At 70.1% G+C, this 18,282-nt stretch carries 14 protein-coding genes; 3 read left to right on the top strand and 11 right to left on the bottom strand.

Annotated features, from left to right (window positions below):
* Window positions 1-113: 113 nt before the first annotated feature.
* Both ABZ192_RS30010 and ABZ192_RS30005 read right to left on the bottom strand, forming a co-directional pair.
* Entirely contained in the window at window positions 114-497 is a 384-nt protein-coding gene (locus ABZ192_RS30010) for a hypothetical protein (RefSeq protein ID WP_356927612.1), read from the bottom strand.
* Between the two features lie 143 nt (window positions 498-640).
* Entirely contained in the window at window positions 641-1,984 is a 1,344-nt protein-coding gene (locus ABZ192_RS30005) for a UDP-glucose/GDP-mannose dehydrogenase family protein (protein ID WP_356927611.1), read from the bottom strand.
* A gap of 185 nt (window positions 1,985-2,169) precedes the next feature.
* On the opposite strand from ABZ192_RS30005, the gene ABZ192_RS30000 reads away from it, so the two are divergent.
* Window positions 2,170-3,327 carry an acyl-CoA dehydrogenase gene (locus ABZ192_RS30000; protein WP_356927610.1) on the top strand — a complete coding sequence of 386 codons (1,158 nt, stop codon included), beginning with the start codon at window positions 2,170-2,172 and terminating at the stop codon, window positions 3,325-3,327.
* Between the two features lie 51 nt (window positions 3,328-3,378).
* Here the strand turns inward: ABZ192_RS30000 and ABZ192_RS29995 are convergent, their stop codons facing one another.
* Complete coding sequence (locus ABZ192_RS29995; RefSeq protein ID WP_356927609.1) at window positions 3,379-3,936, bottom strand: acyl-CoA thioesterase; 558 nt, start codon at window positions 3,934-3,936, stop codon at window positions 3,379-3,381.
* A 119-nt stretch (window positions 3,937-4,055) separates the two neighbouring features.
* Between ABZ192_RS29995 and ABZ192_RS29990 the strand changes: the two genes are divergently transcribed.
* Entirely contained in the window at window positions 4,056-5,357 is a 1,302-nt protein-coding gene (locus tag ABZ192_RS29990) for an LCP family protein (protein ID WP_356927608.1), read from the top strand.
* A 58-nt stretch (window positions 5,358-5,415) separates the two neighbouring features.
* On the opposite strand, the gene ABZ192_RS29985 is transcribed toward ABZ192_RS29990, so the two are convergent.
* Window positions 5,416-5,778 (bottom strand): four-helix bundle copper-binding protein, encoded by a 363-nt coding sequence (locus tag ABZ192_RS29985; protein ID WP_356927607.1) that lies wholly within the window; start codon window positions 5,776-5,778, stop codon window positions 5,416-5,418.
* A 122-nt stretch (window positions 5,779-5,900) separates the two neighbouring features.
* Window positions 5,901-7,262 carry an LCP family protein gene (locus ABZ192_RS29980; protein ID WP_356927606.1) on the bottom strand — a complete coding sequence of 454 codons (1,362 nt, stop codon included), beginning with the start codon at window positions 7,260-7,262 and terminating at the stop codon, window positions 5,901-5,903.
* A 247-nt stretch (window positions 7,263-7,509) separates the two neighbouring features.
* Between ABZ192_RS29980 and ABZ192_RS29975 the strand changes: the two genes are divergently transcribed.
* Window positions 7,510-8,559 (top strand): glycosyltransferase family 2 protein, encoded by a 1,050-nt coding sequence (locus ABZ192_RS29975; protein ID WP_356927605.1) that lies wholly within the window; start codon window positions 7,510-7,512, stop codon window positions 8,557-8,559.
* Between the two features lie 51 nt (window positions 8,560-8,610).
* Here ABZ192_RS29975 and ABZ192_RS29970 read toward each other — a convergent pair whose 3' ends face one another.
* The 6 genes from ABZ192_RS29970 to ABZ192_RS29945 form a co-directional block, all read right to left on the bottom strand.
* On the bottom strand, window positions 8,611-10,116 hold the full coding sequence (locus ABZ192_RS29970) for an LCP family protein (RefSeq protein WP_356927665.1): 1,506 nt from the start codon (window positions 10,114-10,116) through the stop codon (window positions 8,611-8,613).
* A gap of 192 nt (window positions 10,117-10,308) precedes the next feature.
* Window positions 10,309-12,009, bottom strand: coding sequence for an LCP family protein (locus tag ABZ192_RS29965; RefSeq protein WP_356927604.1), 1,701 nt, complete (start codon window positions 12,007-12,009; stop codon window positions 10,309-10,311).
* Window positions 12,010-12,237: 228 nt separating this feature from the next.
* The gene (locus ABZ192_RS29960; protein ID WP_356927603.1) at window positions 12,238-13,857 is read right to left on the bottom strand and encodes an LCP family protein; all 1,620 of its coding nucleotides are present in this window, start codon (window positions 13,855-13,857) and stop codon (window positions 12,238-12,240) included.
* A 74-nt stretch (window positions 13,858-13,931) separates the two neighbouring features.
* On the bottom strand, window positions 13,932-15,737 hold the full coding sequence (locus ABZ192_RS29955) for an LCP family protein (RefSeq protein WP_356927602.1): 1,806 nt from the start codon (window positions 15,735-15,737) through the stop codon (window positions 13,932-13,934).
* Window positions 15,738-15,976: 239 nt separating this feature from the next.
* On the bottom strand, window positions 15,977-17,197 hold the full coding sequence (locus ABZ192_RS29950) for an LCP family protein (RefSeq protein WP_356927601.1): 1,221 nt from the start codon (window positions 17,195-17,197) through the stop codon (window positions 15,977-15,979).
* 263 nt (window positions 17,198-17,460) lie between these two features.
* Window positions 17,461-18,216: a TIGR03089 family protein gene (locus ABZ192_RS29945; RefSeq protein ID WP_356927600.1), complete on the bottom strand. Its 756-nt coding sequence runs from the start codon at window positions 18,214-18,216 to the stop codon at window positions 17,461-17,463.
* Window positions 18,217-18,282 lie beyond the last annotated feature (66 nt).

Raw genomic sequence — 18,282 nt, 5'->3', positions numbered from 1 at the left:
GCGTGATCTCCGGCCTGAACATCCTCACGCTGTTCAAGTACCTGGGCCGTGAGTTCCTGCTGGCCGGCTGAGCCCCGGCCGGAGCGGCGCCCACCCTGTTGTCGCGGACCGCGTCAGCAGTTGCCGGTGAGGAAGTCCGTCGTGGGCGTGAGTATCTGCCCGGCCCAGATCGTGTGCATCTTCACGTAGCTGTCGGGGTTCAGCAGATCGGGGACCTGCTGTCCGGGCGACTCCTCCAGGTGCGCCTTGTTGACGTGGTTCAGCAGCACGCCGAGCGTGTCGTCGAGCGCCGAACCGCCGCCCGATTCCCGGCGGGTGGCCTGCGCCGCCCCTGTCCGGTCTCCCGGTGGGACGGCCTGCGAAAACGGTCGATTCCGCGTACCGCTCGAATAAAATTCGAACTCATATTGATGATTTCGCTGGCGACGGCACATGCCGAGGCCACAGGGGGGCTGCCGCCCTTGGGAGACCTGACCGAGCGCGGCCTCGGCGCCCAAGCGTGACAGTGAAAGCCACACAGAAAATCCGCGCGGATCCGCCGGCTCCTTCACTGATCCCGCGAGAATTCCCGAATTTCCCGCAAAGCCGTCAGGAATTCATGGAATCCGGCCCGAATTCAAACCCGCACGGTCGGCCGGACTCAGGCGGTCGGCCGCCCCATCGCCCGGTACGTCCACCCGGCCTTGCGCCAGCGCTCCGGGTCGAGGGCGTTGCGGCCGTCGAGGATGACCCGGGCCGCCGCGACCTCGCCGAGGGCCTCCTCGTCCAGCTCGCGGAACTCCCGCCACTCCGTCAGGTGCAGCACGATGTCGGCACCGCGCACCGCCTCCAGCGCCGAGTCGGCGTAACCGAGGGTCGGGAAGACGCGGCGGGCGTTGTCCATGCCCTTGGGGTCGTAGACCGTGACCTGGCCGCCCTGGAGGTGGATCTGCCCGGCGACGTTCAGCGCGGGGGAGTCCCGGACGTCGTCCGAGTCGGGCTTGAAGGTCGCGCCCAGGACGGCGACGCGCTTGCCGAGGAACGGCCCGCCGCCCAGCGCCTGCCGGGTCAGCTCGACCATCTGCCCGCGCTGGCGCATGTTGATGGAGTCGATCTCCCGCAGGAAGGTCAGCGCCTGGTCCGCGCCCAGCTCGCCGGCGCGCGCCATGAACGCCCGGATGTCCTTCGGCAGACAGCCGCCGCCGAAGCCGATCCCGGCCCGCAGGAACTTCTTGCCGATCCGGTCGTCGTAGCCGATGGCCTCCGCGAGCTTGGCGACGTCACCGCCCGCGGCCTCGCACACCTCCGCCATCGCGTTGATGAAGGAGATCTTGGTGGCGAGGAAGGAGTTCGCGGAGGTCTTCACCAGCTCGGCGGTCGGGAAGTCCGTCACCACGAACGGCGAGCCCTCGGCGACCGGCGTGGCGTACACCTCGCGCAGCAGCTTCTCGGCCCGCTCGCTGCGCACGCCCACCACGATCCGGTCGGGGTGCAGCGTGTCCTTGACGGCGAAGCCCTCCCGCAGGAACTCCGGATTCCACGCCAGCTCGGCGCCCTCGCCGGCCGGCGCGTGCGCGGACAGGTAGGACGCCAGCCGGTCGGCGGTGCCCACGGGCACGGTCGACTTGCCGACGACCAGGGCGGGACCGTGCAGATGCGGGGCCAGCGAGGCGAACGCGGAGTCGACGTAACTCATGTCGGAGGCGTACTCGCCGTGCCGCTGCGGGGTGTTCACGCAGACGAAGTGCACATCGCCGAACGCGCCGACCTCGGCCCAGTCCTGAGTGAAGCGCAGCCGCCCGCTGGCGCCCTCGATACCGGCGACATGCTTGCGCAGCAACTCGTCGAGCCCCGGCTCGTACATCGGGGCCTCGCCGCGCTCCAGCTTCTCGATCTTCTCGGGCACGACGTCGAGGGCGAGCACCTCGAAGCCGAGCTCGGCCATGGCCGCCGCGTGTGTCGCGCCGAGATAACCGGTGCCGATCACGGTGATCTTCAGGGCCATGGGTGCTCCAGGGGTCTACGGCAGGTGCGCGCCCGAGCATATCCGGGGCATGGAAGCGCGCTTCACGGGGCAACTTTCCCGCTGTCGTCTAGGTCACGTATCCCTCCCGTGGGCGAGCCCATAAACTTTTGATTACTTAACGGTAGTTAGCGCCACCATCGCAGCGTTTTGGAGCGTGAGAGACCTTGGCCGGATCGGCTGACTTCGACCTGTACCGCCCGTCCGAGGAGCACGACATGCTCCGCGACGCCGTCCGCTCACTGGCCGAGGCGAAGATCGCGCCGTACGCCGCCGCGGTGGACGAGGAGGCCCGCTTCCCGCGCGAGGCGCTCGAGGCACTGGTCGCGAACGACCTGCACGCCGTGCACGTACCCGAGGAGTACGGCGGCTCGGGCGCCGACGCCCTGGCGACCGTCATAGTGATCGAGGAAGTCGCGCGCGTCTGCGCCTCGTCCTCCCTCATCCCCGCGGTCAACAAGCTGGGCTCGCTCCCGGTGATCCTCTCCGGCTCCGAGGAGCTGAAGAAGAAGTACATGTCCCCGCTCGCCAAGGGCGACGGCATGTTCTCGTACTGCCTGTCCGAGCCGGACGCCGGCTCCGACGCCGCCGGCATGAAGACGAAGGCCGTCCGCGACGGCGACCACTGGGTCCTCAACGGCGTGAAGCGCTGGATCACCAACGCGGGCGAGTCCGAGTACTACACGGTGATGGCGGTCACGGACCCGTCGAAGCGCTCGAAGGGCATCTCCGCCTTCGTCGTCGAGAAGTCGGACGAGGGCGTCTCCTTCGGCGCCCCGGAGAAGAAGCTCGGCATCAAGGGCTCCCCGACCCGCGAGGTCTACCTCGACAACGTCCGCATCCCCGCCGACCGCATGATCGGCGAGGAGGGCACCGGCTTCGCCACGGCGATGAAGACCCTCGACCACACCCGCATCACCATCGCCGCCCAGGCCCTCGGCATCGCCCAGGGCGCCCTCGACTACGCCAAGGGCTACGTCCAGGAGCGCAAGCAGTTCGGCAAGCCGATCGCCGACTTCCAGGGCATCCAGTTCATGCTCGCCGACATGGCCATGAAGATCTCGGCCGCCCGCGCCCTGACCTACCAGGCCGCCGCCGCCTCCCAGCGCGTCGACGCCGACCTCACCTACCTGGGCGCCGCCGCCAAGTGCTTCGCCTCGGACGTGGCGATGGAGGTCACCACGGACGCCGTCCAGCTCCTCGGCGGCTACGGCTACACGCGGGACTACCCGGTGGAGCGCATGATGCGTGACGCCAAGATCACGCAGATCTACGAGGGCACGAACCAGGTCCAGCGCATCGTGATGGCGCGCAACCTGCCGTAACAGGCCCGGGGACGAGCGAGTGGGCCTGCGGCCTCCGGGCCGGAGGCCCGTTCAGTCCTCGAATCCCTCCGCCGCCCGCTTCTCCCGCAGCTCCATGATCGCCCGGCGGCGGGCCAGGCGGTGGGTGCGGCGGATCTGGGCCTCCTGGTAGCGGCGCTTGTCGCGTTCGGTCTCCGGGAGGACCGGGGGGACCCGGCGCGGCTTGCCGTCGGCGTCGACAGCCGCGAAGACGAGGTAGGCGGAGCCGACCTGCGTGGGCGGGGCCGACTCGTTCCAGCGCTCGGCCAGGACGCGGACACCGACCTCCATGGACGTGCGGCCGGTCCAGTTGACCTGTGCCTTGACATGGACCAGGTCACCGACGCGGACCGGCTCCAGGAACGCCATCTCGTCCATGGACGCCGTCACCGCCGGCCCGCCGGAGTGCCGCCCGGCCACGGCACCCGCCGCGTCGTCCACCAGCTTCATGATCACACCGCCGTGCACCGTCCCCAGAAGGTTGGTGTCGTTGTGGGTCATGATGTGACTGAGGGTGGTGCGGGAGGCCGAAGTCGGCTTGCCCGGGATATCCGCAGTGCCGGAATCCGCAGCTGAGGCCTGGTCTGTCATGGCCCCTACCTTATGCCGAGGCGGTATGAGGGGGTTTTGTGTCAGCTTCGCCACAGCCGTGCTCTGATTTTCCGACGACCCTTGTATGGCGTACTACCGGGACCTGCACACTGGGGCGCATGAATGATTGGCCCGAGGGATTCTCCGGTGACAACCGCGGCAACCGCTACGGACGCGGCAGCTCGAGCGCACAGCCCGAGAGCGCCCGTGTCATGCGGCAGGTCCGCCGCGGTCCGGCGGCATCGCCCGGGCAGGCCGGCTACGGGGGCGCCCCGCCGTACCAGGGCGCAGTGCCGCAGCAACCGTCGTACGTCGACGGCGGCTACGCCGAGCCGCCGAGCGGCTACGACAGCGGCTACAACACCGGCCAGGTCTACGGCGCACCCGGCGGCAGGGGCCCCGGCGGCCCGGGCGACGGCAGGTACGAGCCGCGCCCCGCGCCGAACTGGCGCCGCCGCATCAAGGTGACGACCATCACGATCGTGACGGTGCTGGCCGTGACGAGCGTCGCCACGTACTTCTGGGCCGACTCCAAGCTCAACCGCGACGTCGACCTGTCGAAGGTCATCGACCGGCCGGAGGCGGGCGAGGGCACGAACTACCTGATCGTCGGCTCCGACAGCCGCGCGGGCATGTCGGCCGAGGAGAAGAAGAAGCTGCACACCGGGTCCGCCGAGGGCAAGCGCACGGACTCGATGATGATCCTGCACACCGGCGGCAACGGCCCGACGCTGATCTCGCTGCCGCGTGACTCGAACGTCACGATCCCGTCGTACAAGGGCTCCGACTCCGGCAAGCTCTACCCGGCCACCGGCCGCCAGACGAAGCTGAACGCGGCATACGCGGAGGACGGACCGGAGCTGCTCGTCCGTACCGTCGAGGCCAACACGGGCCTGCACATCGACCACTACGTGGAGATCGGCTTCGGCGGCTTCGCGAACATCGTGGACGCGGTCGGCGGCGTCGAGATGGACATCCCGCAGGACATCAAGGACACCAAGTCGGGCGCGGACCTGAAGAAGGGCAAGCAGACCCTCAACGGCGAGCAGGCCCTCGCCTTCGTCCGCACCCGCTACGCGCTCGCCGGCTCCGACCTGGACCGTACGAAGAACCAGCAGAAGTTCCTCTCCGCGCTGGCCAACCAGGTCGCCACCCCGAGCACGGTCCTCAACCCGTTCAGGCTGTACCCGACCATGGGCGCGGGCCTGGACTCCCTCGTGGTCGACAAGGACATGGGCCTGTTCGACCTGGCATCCATGTTCTGGGCGATGAAGGGCGTCAGCGGCGGCGAGGGCAAGTCGATGAACATGCCGATCGCGGGCAACTCCGCGAACGGCAACCTCCAGTGGGACACCGCGAAGGTGAAGACGCTGGTCGACCAGCTGAAGAACGACGAGGCGGTCACCGTCTCGGGCAACTGAGCACCGGCATGCGTCGGGGGCACCCACGGGGGTGCCCCCGACTGCTGTGAGGCGGTGCTCACAGCGTGGCGGCCGACATCGACCGGCACATCTCGGCGCAGCGGCGACACGCCTCGGCGCAGCGCATCATCTGGGCGTCGTCCGGCATGGACATACACGCCTCGGCGCACATGTCACAGGCCCGGGCGCACATCGCGCACATCTCGGCCGACAGCGGCGAGCGCCGCATCATCATGTCGGCGCACATGCGCGTCATCTCGGCGCAGTCCATGACCGCGCGCATGATCTGCATCTGGGCCTGGCCGCCCATCTGCAGGCAGGAGCTCATGGTCTCCTCGCACACGCTGTGGCAGGTCATGCAGGCCTGGACGCAGTCCTGCATCTCCTTGCTCAGCGGGGGCATGGTGGCTTGCTGGGTCATGATTCCTCCCGGGAGGGGTGTGAGGACCGGGGCCGGCCCTCGTGCCCTTCCGTCCTACGCCTGCCGGGGCCCGACCGCCACGGGGCGGAGGGAAGGAATCCACCATGCGTGCCTCACGGTCCCTACGAGCACGCCACCTCATCGCCGCGGACCACCCCGAACTCGCCCTCCCCCGGGTCCTCGGCCCGCACCTTGCGGACGCGCTCGAAATCCGCGCCCGCGATGACCTTCAGGGTCGCGCCCAGGCCCTTGACCGGGCGGAGCTCGCTGCCCGGCAGGGCCGCGGCGAGGGACTTGGCCGAGCGGTCCCAGCGGGGGTCGTGGGCGATGATCGTGCGCTTGACGTCACGGACGGCGGCGTTCATCGGGGCCCGGGTCGTCCGGAAACCCGTCGAGGCCAGGGCCGCGTCCACCCGGCGGCCCAGTCCGGGCGTGCGCGTGCCGTTCTCCACCTGGACGCGGATCTGCTGCGGGGCGACCGAGACGATGCGGGCCGCGCCGCGCGCCCGGTGCACGGACAGCGGCTGGTCCTCGCGCAGGGCGTGGAAGAGCCGCTCCGCCTTCACGGGGTCCCACTTGAGCGTGGAGCCGACGCCCTTCACCGCGTAGCCCATCCGCCCGATCGGGACGGTCGTGAACTCGGAGGAGGAGGGGGAGAAGTTCCGCATGGCCCGGCCCAGGGCCAGCATCTCGTCCGTGCCGAAGCCCTTGTCGGCCCGCACCGAGCCGAGCACGGCCCGGGTCACGTCGCGGAACTTCATCGGGTTGAGCAGGATCCCCGAGGAGGTGATCCGCTCCACGAGCGCCGCCATGAAGCGCTGCTGCCGTTTCATCCGGCCGAGGTCCGACGCCCCGTCGATGTGCCGGGCGCGCACGTACTGGAGCGCCTGCCCGCCCCCCAGCGTGTGCCGCCCGGGCGGGAGGTTCAGGCCGGTGTAGCTGTCCTTCAGGGGGTCCGCTGTGCAGATCTGTACGCCCCCGACGGCGTCGACCGTCCTCATGAAGCTGGTGAAGTCGACCTCCAGGTAGTGGTCGATCTTCACCTTCGTCATGCTCTCGACCGTCCGCAGGGTCAGCTGCGGCCCGCCCTCGGCGTACACCGCGTTCAGCTTGACCGGGTGCCCGCCGTGCCGTTTGCCCGTAGTCCGGTCGACGTGCGCGGGCATCACGGCGTAGGAGTCGCGCGGCAGGCTCACCACACTCGCCCGCTCCCGGTCCTCCGAGATGTGCACGATCATGATCGTGTCGGTGCAGTGGCAGGGCGCCCCGCCCAGCCGGTACTTCCGCCGCTCCTCCTCGCTGATCTTCTCGCGGCCGTCGGTGCCGACCAGCAGCACGTTCATGCCGTGGCCCGCCCGCGGCCGGTTCTTCATGTCCTTGAAGGGGTCGACCCGGGCGATGTCCGCGTCCAGGCTGGTCATCACCGCGTGCCCGATACCGGCGGACGCGAGGACCACCACGGACAGGGTGGTGACCACGCGCATGCCCCAGCGCGGCCTCCGGCGCCGTGCGGGCGGCGCGGGCCTGCGCGGGCGCCCGGGGGCGGGCCGATGGCGGCGCTGCGGGGCGGCGGTGGACCGAGGGGACCGCGGCGGCGTGGGCAAGGGGACACCTCCGGACGACGGCCGTACGTGGGATCCGTGAAACCGTAGGCCGATACGATCTGCGGCCCGCGGTACCGCCCCTGCGGCGCGCACCGGTGTCCCCCGTTCGCGGTAACGTGAGGCCCCTATGAACGCCAATCCCGACGTGCGGCTCCCCGCCGTTTCCGTGATCATGCCCGTCCTCGACGAGGAACGGCACCTGCGGGGAGCAGTCCAAGCGATCCTCGCGCAGGAGTACGCCGGCGAGATGGAGGTCGTGATCGCCCTCGGTCCGTCCACGGACCGCACGGACGAGATCGCCGCCGAGCTCGTGGCCGAAGACCCGCGCGTGCATACCGTTCCGAACCCGACCGGCCGTACACCGGCCGCCCTGAACGCGGCGATCAACGCCTCCCGCCACCCGATCGTCGTCCGCGTCGACGGGCACGGCATGCTCTCGCCCAACTACATCGCCACCGCCGTACGGCTCCTGGAGGAGACCGGCGCGCAGAACGTCGGCGGCATCATGCACGCCGAGGGCGAGAACGACTGGGAGCGCGCGGTCGCCGCCGCGATGACCTCGAAGATAGGGGTCGGCAACGCCTCCTTCCACACGGGCGGACAGGCGGGCCCGGCCGAGACCGTCTACCTCGGGGTGTTCCGGCGCGAGGCGCTGGAGCAGCAGGGCGGCTACAACGTGGAGTTCATCCGCGCCCAGGACTGGGAGCTGAACTTCCGGATCAGGGAGGCCGGGGGCCTCATCTGGTTCTCGCCCGAGCTGAAGGTGTCCTACCGGCCGCGGCCGAGCGTGAAGGCGCTCGCCAAGCAGTACAAGGACTACGGCCGCTGGCGGCACGTCGTCGCCCGGTACCACGAGGGCTCGATCAATCTGCGCTACCTCGCCCCGCCGACCGCCGTGTGCGCGATCGCGGCCGGCACCCTGGTGGGCGCGCTGCTGACGCCGTGGGGCTTCGTCGTGCCCGGCGGCTATCTCGCGGCGATCCTGCTCGGCTCGGTCCCGGCGGGCAAGGGGCTGCCGCTGAAGGCGCGGCTCCAGATCCCCGTGGCGCTCGCCACCATGCACATGTCGTGGGGCTGGGGCTTCCTGACGAGCCCGCGGTCGCTGGCGAAGAAGGTCATCGCGTCCCGGCGTCCGGCGGTCCGGGCGGATTCGGACGCGGACGCCACCGCCGCCTGACGCACACCGCACGCGTGCGGGCCCCTCCCCTTCGGGAGGGGCCCGTTTCCGTCACCAGGTGAAGTTCGGGTTCACGTGCATACAGGCCTTGTCGTCCGCGCCGTTGAGCGCGTCGGCCGACTTCGGGGTCTTGTTGTTCCGCTTGGGCGCCTTGTACTCCGCGCCCTCCCGCCAGTCGGCGCCCACGACGAGCGTGACGCCGGAGACGTCGGTCGACCGCTTGACCGAACTCAGCGGAATCCCCAGGGCCTTGGCGATCCGCTGGGCGTCGCCCTCCAGGTCCGCGCTCGGGTAGCGGACGACGGTCCGCTCCTCGCTCCACGAGCCGGTGGTGTCGGCGACGGCCTGGGCGAAGCCCTGCTCGGTCAGCAGCCCGGCCACCGTGCTCGCGCGCCCGCGTGCCGCGGCCAGGGTGTCGGTCCGGGTGCCGTTGCGGACCTGGACGGGGATCTCGTCGTCGGCCGCGGCCGGGTCGGACGATGCCTTCTCCGCAGCCTTCTTCCCGTCCTCGTCCTTGTCCTTGCCGTCCAGCGCGATGTCCTCCCGCACCAGGCGGAACAGCTGCTCGGCGTCCTCCGTGGGCTCCACGCGGGCGCCGACGTACCGGTTGGGCATCGTGGTCATGGTGATGCGGGCCGGCTCAACTTTGCGCAGTTCATTGCTGAGGTCGTAGAGCTTCTTGACGGTGTCGAGGCCGGGGTCGACGGTCAGCGCCCGGGTGGCCTCCTCGGCCAGTCTGCGGAGCTTGTTCGGGCTGCTGAGGGTGGCGTTCTCGCGCAGCTGGCGGACCATCGCGTTCATGTACATGTGCTGGGCCTTGGCGCGGGCGAGGTCGCTGCCGTCCTCGAAGCCGTAACGGGTGCGCAGCCACTGGAGGGCCTGCTCGCCCTGGATGTACGAGGTGCCCTTCTCCAGCTTCAGGCCCGAGCCCTTGCCGTCGGAGGTGCGCGAGTGGATGTTGGCGTCGACGCACACCGGGACACCGCCGACGGCGTCGGCCATGGACACCACGCCGGCGAAGTCCACCATGATGAAGTGGTCGATGTGGATGCCGGTGAGCTCCTGCCAGGTGGCCACCGTGCAGCCCGGGCCGCCGTTGCCGAGGCTCTGGTTGGTCATCGTCCGCCCCTGGGTTCCCGGGTACACCTTGCCGTCGTCCGGGTCGGTGCACTTCGGGATCTTCACGAGCGTGTCACGGGGCATGCTGATGACCGACATGTTGCTGCGGTCGGCGGACAGGTGCAGCAGCATCTGCACGTCCGCCAGCGGCGCGGCGCCGAACGTCTCACGGGCGCCGCCGAGTTTCTGGTTCTCCTTGCTGTCCCGCGCGTCCGAGCCGATGAGCAGGATGTTCAGCGGGGTCTGCCCGGCGGCGTTCGGCGTCGGGGCGGCGACCTTGTGGTCGCCGAGGTTCAGCGCGTCCTTCTTGATGTTGCCGTTGAGGTGCCGGTAGTAGAGGTATCCGGCCCCGGCCGTCCCGAGTATGAGGACGGCGAGCACGGCCGCGGACCACCGCAGCAGCCGCCGGGTACGCCGAGGCCGGCCCTCGCCGCTCAGCCCGCTGGGCGTGTCGCCCGTCGCCGACGTGGTCTCACCCGGGCCCGGCCCCCGGCGGACGCCCTGCCGCGACTCGCTCTCCCGCACACCGCTCTGCGTCACTTCCCGGTCCTTCCCGGCCCCCGCACACGCAACAGGCCCGTCCTGCCTCCTGTTAGACGCACGACGGGCCGGTCAGTTGCCCTCAGCGGGTCAACTCGCGCACTTCACCTTGTCGGCGGTGGACTTCTCCACGTCCGCCTTCTCGACCGGGGCGTCGAGCTTCACGCCGGCCCCCTTGAAGTCCTGGCCGAGGGTCAGGGTCATGGCGGGCACGCCCTGGGAGTTGGTCACGCTCTCGCCCGGCTTCATCGCCGACCCGGACAGCCCCATGATGTCGGCGAGGCGACGGGCCTGGTCGGCCTGGCCGGGGGCGTACTCGAGCGTGGTCCGCGCCAGTTCGGCGGGCGCGTTGCCGCCGTTCTCCGACTTGGTCACGCCCTCCTCGACCTGGAGGTACTGGAGGGTCTTCTGCGCGCTGCCGGGGTCGGCGCCGCCGTTGAGGATCCGCACCCGGACCTCGGAGGCCGGGGCCTTGGTGCCCTTCAGCCGCGCGGCCTCGGCGTCCTTCTCCTTCTTCTTCTGCTCCTTGACCTCGGTGAACGAGACGTCGTTCCGTATCATGTCGAACACCTGGGGAGCCTTCGACTCGTCGAGGACGACCGTCGCCTTCACCGTCTCCGCCGGGTTGTCCTTCACCGGGACGGTCGTGAAGGCGATGTTCTTCGTCGGCACCTTCTTCAGCTCCAGGGCGATGTCCTTGAGCGTGCCGACGCTGCCGATGGCCTGGTCCACGGTCAGCGCCTTGGTCGCGGCCTCGGCCAGCTTCAGCAGCTTCGAGGGGCTGGTGAGGGTGTCACCGGAGGACATCTTGCGCATGAGCGAGCCAAGGAACTGCTGCTGCACCTTGATCCGGTCCAGGTCGCCGCTGTTGCCGAAGCTCTTGCGGGTGCGGACGAACGCGAGTGCCTGCTCGCCCTCGACCTTCGACGGGCCCGCGGGCAGGACGAGTTTGGACTCCTTGTCGTTGACCGGCTTCTCCACGCAGACGTCGACCCCGTCCACCGCCGTCGTCAGCGTCTTCACCGCGTTGAAGTCGGCCATCATGAAGTGGTCGACCTGGATGCCGGTGTTCTCCTTCACCGTGCGCATCGTGCAGCCCGGGTCCCGGCCCCCCTCCCCGAGGCTCCGGTTGAAGCGGACGCCCCGCTGGCCCGGGACGACCTTCTCCGAGCCGTCCTCCAGCTTCGTCGGGCAGTCGGGGATGTTCACGATCAGGTCCCGGGGGATGCTGAGCGCGGTCGCATTGGAGCGGTCCTCGGCGACGTGCAGCAGGATCGTGGTGTCGGCGTGCCCGGAACTGCCCTTGTCGCCGTAGCCCTCGTTGCCCTCGCCGGTGCGTTTGTCCGTGCCGATGATGAGGATGCTGAAGGCCTCGTCCTTGCTGAAGTTGCTGGCGCCCGCGCTGCCGACGTCGGTCGTCGTGACGTTGCCCTCCAGGTGCCGGAGGTAGAAGTAGCCGGCCGCGCCGGCCGCGACCAGTACGAACGCCATCGTGCCGCCGGTCCACACCAGCGCCTTCTTCGCCTTCTTGGGCTTGCGCTGCACCGGCCGGCGGCCACCGCGCCGCCCGGGCGGCGGCTCCTCGGGCGCACCGCGCCGCCGACGCTGGGGCGGAACGTCGGCGCGCGTGCCGCCCGCCCTCGCCGGGCGAATGGATCCGCGCGCCCCGGACACCGGCGACTGCGTTCCGGAGGGAGTCAGTCGCAGTTCGTATTCGCCGGTGTTCGGATTGAGTACCCACTGGTCTGCGGGGTCGATCTGGTCCCCCCGGCCACGGCGTTGCGCGTCCACGGTTGTCTGTTTCCTCCGTCGGGGCACGCGGCACCTTCTCCCCCCGGAAGGCGCACGGGTACTGGTCATCACAGAAGCACTGGATCGCTCACACTATCCGCCCAGTTGAACGTCGATGTGCGCTGAATGACAAATTCAACGTCCATACAATTGGGCAATTCCGCCCAATTCCCTGTGCGGGTGTGGAAGGAAGTCGTCGACCCGGCGTACGCGTTGCTTCTCCGGTCCCTACCAGCGATACGGCGCGTACACGTCCATGCACTTCCCGGTGTCGGAGCCGTTGAGGGCGTCCGCGTCGCCGGGCAGGTCCCCGGCCTTCGCAGCCGGCTGCTTCGGATAGGCCGTACCCGTACGCCAGTCGGCGCCCACGACGACCGTGACGCCGGAGACGTCCGTCGACCGCCGCACCGAACTCGCCGGAATGCCCAGCGACTTGGCGACGCGCTGCGCGTCGCCCGCCAGTTCGGCGCTCGGATAGCGCACCAGGGTCCGCTCCTCGGACAGCGCGCCCGAGGTGTCGGCGGCGGCCTTCGTGAAGCCCTTCTCCACGAGCGACCGCGCGACGGCGCCCGCTCGGCCGGTCACCGGGCCGAGGTCGGCCGAGCGCGTGGCGTTCTGCACCAGGACCCCGATCGCGTCGTCCGCCGCGGCGGGGTCCTTGGACGTCTCGGGCTCCTTCGACTCCTTGGACGCCTTCTTCGCGCCCTTGCCGTCGAAGGGCACGTCGTCTCGGATCATGTCCCACACGCGGTCGGCGTCGGCACCGGCCGGGACCAGGTGATTGCGGTCCTGCGGGTCCGCGACCGTGGGCAGCGTCGTCATGGTGATGCGGTCCGTCGGGACCGTCTTCAGCTGCATCCCCAGGTCGTACAGCTTCTTCACCGTGCCGAGCTCCTCCGACACGTGCAGCGACTTGGTCGCCGCCTCGGCCAGGTCCGTCAGCCGCCCCGTGTCGGTGAAGACGTTCTGCGCCTTGAGCGTGCGGATCATCGAGTTCATGTACATGTGCTGCGCCCTGGCGCGCAGTGGGTCGCTGCCCCAGGCGTGCCGGGTGCGCAGCCACTGGAGGGCCTGCTCGCCCTGGACCTTCTTCCGGCCGGCGGTCAGCTTCAGCCCCGAGCCGCCGGGCACGCCGGGCAGCGGGCGGTCCCACACGTTCTGCCGCACGCACACCTCGACCCCGCCGATCGCGTCGGCCATCTTCACCACGCCCGCGAAGTCGATCGTCATCCAGTGGTCGACGTAGATCCCGGTGAGGTTCTCCCAGGTCGCCAGCGTGCAGCCCGCTCCGCCCCGGGCCAGTGAGGTGTTGATGATCGTGTTGACCGGCGGGTAGGTCCGCCCGGTCTTGGGATCGGTGCACTTGGGTATGTCGACCCGGGTGTCGCGCGGAATGCTCACCACGGCGGCGCTCTTGCGGTCCGCGGCCAGGTGGATGAGCATCTGCACGTCGGCCAGCGGCGGATTGCCGCGGTCCTCGCGTGCGCCGCCCAGCTTGACGTTCTCGTCGGAGGCACGGCTGTCGGAGCCGATCAGCAGGATGTTCAGGGGCGTCTGCCCGGCCGCGTTCGGGGCGGTCCTGCGCGCCTTGGAGTCTCCGCTGCTGCGCCGGCCCTTCTCGATGTTGCCGTTGAGGTGCTCGTAGTAGAGGTAGCCGGCGCCGGCGGTCGCGAGGATCAGCACGGAGAGGGACGCCGCCGACCAGCGCAGGACGCGGCGGCCGCGGCCCGGCCTGCGGCCTCCCGGGCCGCCGTCGTCACCCGGCCCGACGGGTCTGCCCGGGACCGGCTCGCCCGGGACGGCCCCCGGCCTGGTCCCCTCCCCGTACACACTGCTGCTCTGTGCCATCTGCTCTTCCCACCCCCGTGTCACCGGACAAGGCCTGCCGTACGCCCTGTGAGACGTGCGGCGGGCCCGTCAGGTCACTCGGCGCACTCGACCTTGTCCGCCGTGGACTTCTGAACACCCTCCGGCGCCTTCGACGGAGCGGTGAGGGAAGCGCCCGCACCCTTGAAGTCCTTGCCCAGGGTCAGCGTCATCGCCGGCAGCCCCTGGGCGTTCTCCACGCTCTCGCCCGGCTTCATCGCCGACCCGGACAGCCCCATGATGTCGGCGAGGCGGCGGGCCTGGTCGGCCTGGTCGGGGGCGTACTCGAGCGTCGTCTTGGCCAGCTCCGCGGGCGCGTTGCCGGCGTTCTCCGACTTGGTCACGCCCTCCTCGACCTGGAGCCAGCTGAGCGTCTCCTGGGCGCTGCCGGGGTCGGCGCCGCCGTTGAGGATCCGCACCCGGACGTCGGAGGCGGGGGCCTTGCTGCCCTTCAGGCGGGCGGCCACCGCGGCCGCCTCCTTCTTCTTCTTGTCCTTGACCGCGGTGAAGGAGACGTCGTTCTTGATCATGTCGAAGACCTGCGGGGCCGTCGACTCGTTCAGCACGACCGTGCTCTTGACCTTCTCCGTCGGGTTGTCGATCACCGGGGTCGTGGTGAACGTCAGGTTCTTCGTGTTGAGCTTGCCCAGCTCCAGACCGAGGTCCTTCAGCTTGCCGATGCTGTCCAGCTGCGAGTCGACGGTCAGGGCCTTGGTGCCCGCCTCGGCCAGGTCGAGCATCTTGGAGGGGCTGGTGAGCGTGTCGTTGGACTTCAGCTTGCGCATCAGCGCGCTCAGGAACTGCTGCTGGAGCCCGATCCGGCTCAGGTCGCCGCCGAAGCCGACGGCATGCCGGGTCCGCACGAACGCCAGCGCCTGCTCGCCCTCGATGGTGTGCGTGCCCTTGGACAGTTTCAGGTGCGAGTCCGGGTCGTCGATGTCCTTGCCCAGACAGACCTCGACCCCGCCGACCGCGCTGGTCAGCGTCTTGACCGCGTTGAAGTCGGCCACCATGAAGTTGTCCGGCTTGACCCCGGTCAGCTCGGTCACGGTCCGCATGGTGCAGCTGGGGGTGCGGCCGTCCTGGCCGAGGCTGGTGTTGAAGCGGACCTTCTGCGTGCCGGGGATGACCTTCTGCGTCCCGTCCTCCTGCGTGGTCGGGCAGTCCGGGACGTCGACGATCAGGTCACGCGGGATGCTGAGGGCGGTCGCGTTGGAGCGGTCCTTGGAGACGTGCAGCAGGATCGTGGTGTCGGCGTGCCCGACACTGCCCGAGTCGCCGTAGCTCTCGTTGCCCTTGCCGGTGCGCTTGTCCGTGCCGATCAGCAGGATGTTGATGGCCTTGTCCTTCTGGAAGCCACCGGTGCTCGCGCCGTCGTCGGAGACGGACGCGATGTTGCCGTTCAGGTGCTCGATGTAGAAGTAGGCGGCACCCGCACCCGCGACCAGCACGAACGCCATCGTGCCGCCGGTCCACAGCAGGACCTTCTTGCCCTTCGAGGCCTTCTTGGCGGGCCGCCGTCCGCGCCGCCCCGGCAGCGGCTCCTCCGGCGCCCCGCGGCGCCTGCGCGGCGGGGCCCCACGGCCGGGCGTCTCGGGCCGCGGGCGGCCGGGCGCAGCCGTGCGACTGCCTTCCGTGCGACTGCCATCCGCGCGACTGCCGGCATCCGTGCGACCGCCGGCCCCCCTGCGGCCGCGCACCGGCGAGGTCCCGTCGGAGGCCGGCGGCCGGCGAGGGCTGGGGACGCCCGACTGCGGTGGGGAAGGGGGCAGTCGCAGTTCGTATTCGCCGGTGTTCGGATTGAGCACCCACTGGTCTGCGGGATCGATATCGTCCGCCCGCCCACGGCCTTGCGCGTCCACGGTTGTCTGTTTCCTCCGTCGGGGCACGCGGCGCCTCCCCCTCCAAGGCACCCGGGTCTCTGTCACACAGTGCGCGACCTCAGGACCGTCCTCAGAGCCGGGCGCACCGGATCGCTCACACTAACCGCCAAGTTCAGTGCCGAACGACGACGGTGACAAATTCCACGTCCCTACACCTGGGCAATTCGCCCATTTCTCGGGTGAAGAGTCCATTGCCTTGGAGTGCCTTGGTGCCCGCTTTACTCACAGGTGTCCTCGGCTGCCGTGTTCCCCCGGAACGTCGGTGGAGGAGAAACGGTGACGGCGGGCCCGGTAAACGGCCCCGGATGCGAATCCCCGTACGACCCGCCACGCGAATCGGCAGGCCTCGGCGGGGCGGAACCGCGTGGCACATTCCCGGCCACCACCACAGGTGTGTCCGTACGCAGCCGCTCGAACAGCCTCTGAGCCTCGGGCTCCACGAGTTGGTCGCGATTGGCGTCGTACACGTACGACTCCCGTGGAACGGTCAGGAATTGCACACGTTCCATGGGGATGTCGCGCAGCCCGCGCACGAGTTCGTACAAACCGCGAAGGCTGGCCAGATCAGGGTCCGTTGTGAGAGAGGACGTGGCGGCGTCCAGCACCGGATACAGCTTCGCCGGATTCAGCAGGACGTCATTGCTGCGCACCTTGTTGACGAGTGCCCCGAGGAACCGTTGCTGCCGCTCCATCCGTTCCGTGTCACTGCCGTCACCGAGCGTCTTGCGGACGCGGACGTAGCCGAGCGCCTGCTCGCCGTCGAGGGTCACCCGTCCGGCGGGGAGCCGCAGCTTGGCCGCCCGGTCGTCGATCGGCTCCCGCAGGCACACCTCCACGCCGTCGACCGCGTCGACCATCTCCTTGAACCCGTGGAAGTCGACGACGACGTGGTTGTCCACGCGGATGTCGGTGAGCTTCTCGACGGTCCGGATGGTGCAGGCCGAACCGCCCACCTGGAACGCCTGGTTGAACATGGTGAACCGCGGCGCGCTGCGCGACCCGTCCGGGCGCCGGCAGCCCGGCACGTTCACCATCAGGTCCCGGGGCAGGGAGACGGCGGTGGCACTGCTCCGGCCCGCCGACAGGTGCAGCAGGATCGTGGTGTCCGACCGCTCGGTCCCGGAGTCGCGCCCGTAGCGCGCGTTGTCGTCACCCTCGCGCGAGTCGGAGCCGATCAGCAGGATGTTCCGCGCGTCCTTGACCAGCGAGGTGGGCCGCTCCTTCTCGTACCGCGCGAGCTCCGCGGCGGCGGCCTCGTCGGGCGTGATGTTCCCGCTGAGCTTCGCGTACACGGCCCATCCGGCCCCGCCTGCTGCGATGACGACACCCGCGACCCCGAACGCCCCGATCCGCACCCACCGCCGCCGACGCCGCCGCACCAGCCCCGGCCCACAGGCGGACGCCCCCGCGCTCGGCCCGAGCCTTCCGGTGTCGCCCACGACAGAGACCACCCCTCACGACGTACGAACGTGCGCGCGCACTGCTCCTACGACTGTGGCGTGGATGGGGGTCGGGGGTGGGGTGGGGGTGGGCTGAACGGGGGAGAAGCGGTTCCCGCTGAACTGCGGGCAGTCGCAGCCGTCCCAGCTGCGGGCAATCGTGCCGCCAAGGGCGGCACGGGTGGGCGCAGCGGCACCCCGCACCGCCGGGCTGCGCAACACCCCGCCCCCAGTACCGACGCCGAGCACCCGTCAAACAGTCCCTACCGGGCAATAGCCGTAACCCGCTCACTCTCGACCCGCTTGTCCAGCGCCCCGTCCCCCGCCCGCTCCAGATGCCGGCACAACACCACGGACCCCCCCGTGGCCAACGGCCCGTACAACCCCGCGTTCAACCCCTCCCACGTGTCGTACGGCAACCCCGACAGAATCCGCGACCCCGGCCCGGTCAGCCCCAGCCCCGCCGCCTCCGCCCGAGCCCGCTCGACCACCTCAGCCCCGCTGAACTCCCGCCCCGCCACGATCAGCGCGGGTCCGTCCGGATCCACCGGCGCATACGGAACGAACCGGTCCCCCTGCCCCGGCACCTCCACCGCGTAGTCGACGAACCCCTCGGGCACCTGCGGAAACCGTCCCCCGAGCGGCCGCAGCGCCATCGCGATCCGCGCCCCGGAACACGCCCGCGCCGCCTCCAGCCCGTCCGGCCCGCTCACCACGACATCGGCCGCTCGCGCATCCCCCGCGACGTCCGCGACGACTCCCACCGACGAACACGCCAGCAGCCACACCGCCGTCTGCCAGTGCGCGGGCAGCAACAGCGCCACGCGGTCCCCGGGCTCGACGGACAGCTCGTCCTGGAGGAGGTTGGCGGTCTTGGCCACCCAATTGGCGAAGGTGGCCACGGACAGTTCGACACGTTCGCCCGTGGCGTCGTCGTAGAAGGTCACCAGGGGGCGTCCCGGATCCGCTGCGAGCGCGGAATTCAGCAGGTCGGCAGGGGTGCGATCGGTGGCGTTCACCCGCGCAAGCGTACGCGGCGGCCAAGCCTGCGCCCAATGGCCCGGCCACCGCCCGCCGTGAATCCG

This window comes from Streptomyces sp. NPDC006235 (genome assembly GCF_040613735.1).
Lineage (GTDB): Bacteria > Actinomycetota > Actinomycetes > Streptomycetales > Streptomycetaceae > Streptomyces.
The sequence above is the reverse complement of the archived record's forward strand: the minus strand, read 5'-3'. Positions and strand labels throughout refer to the sequence as shown.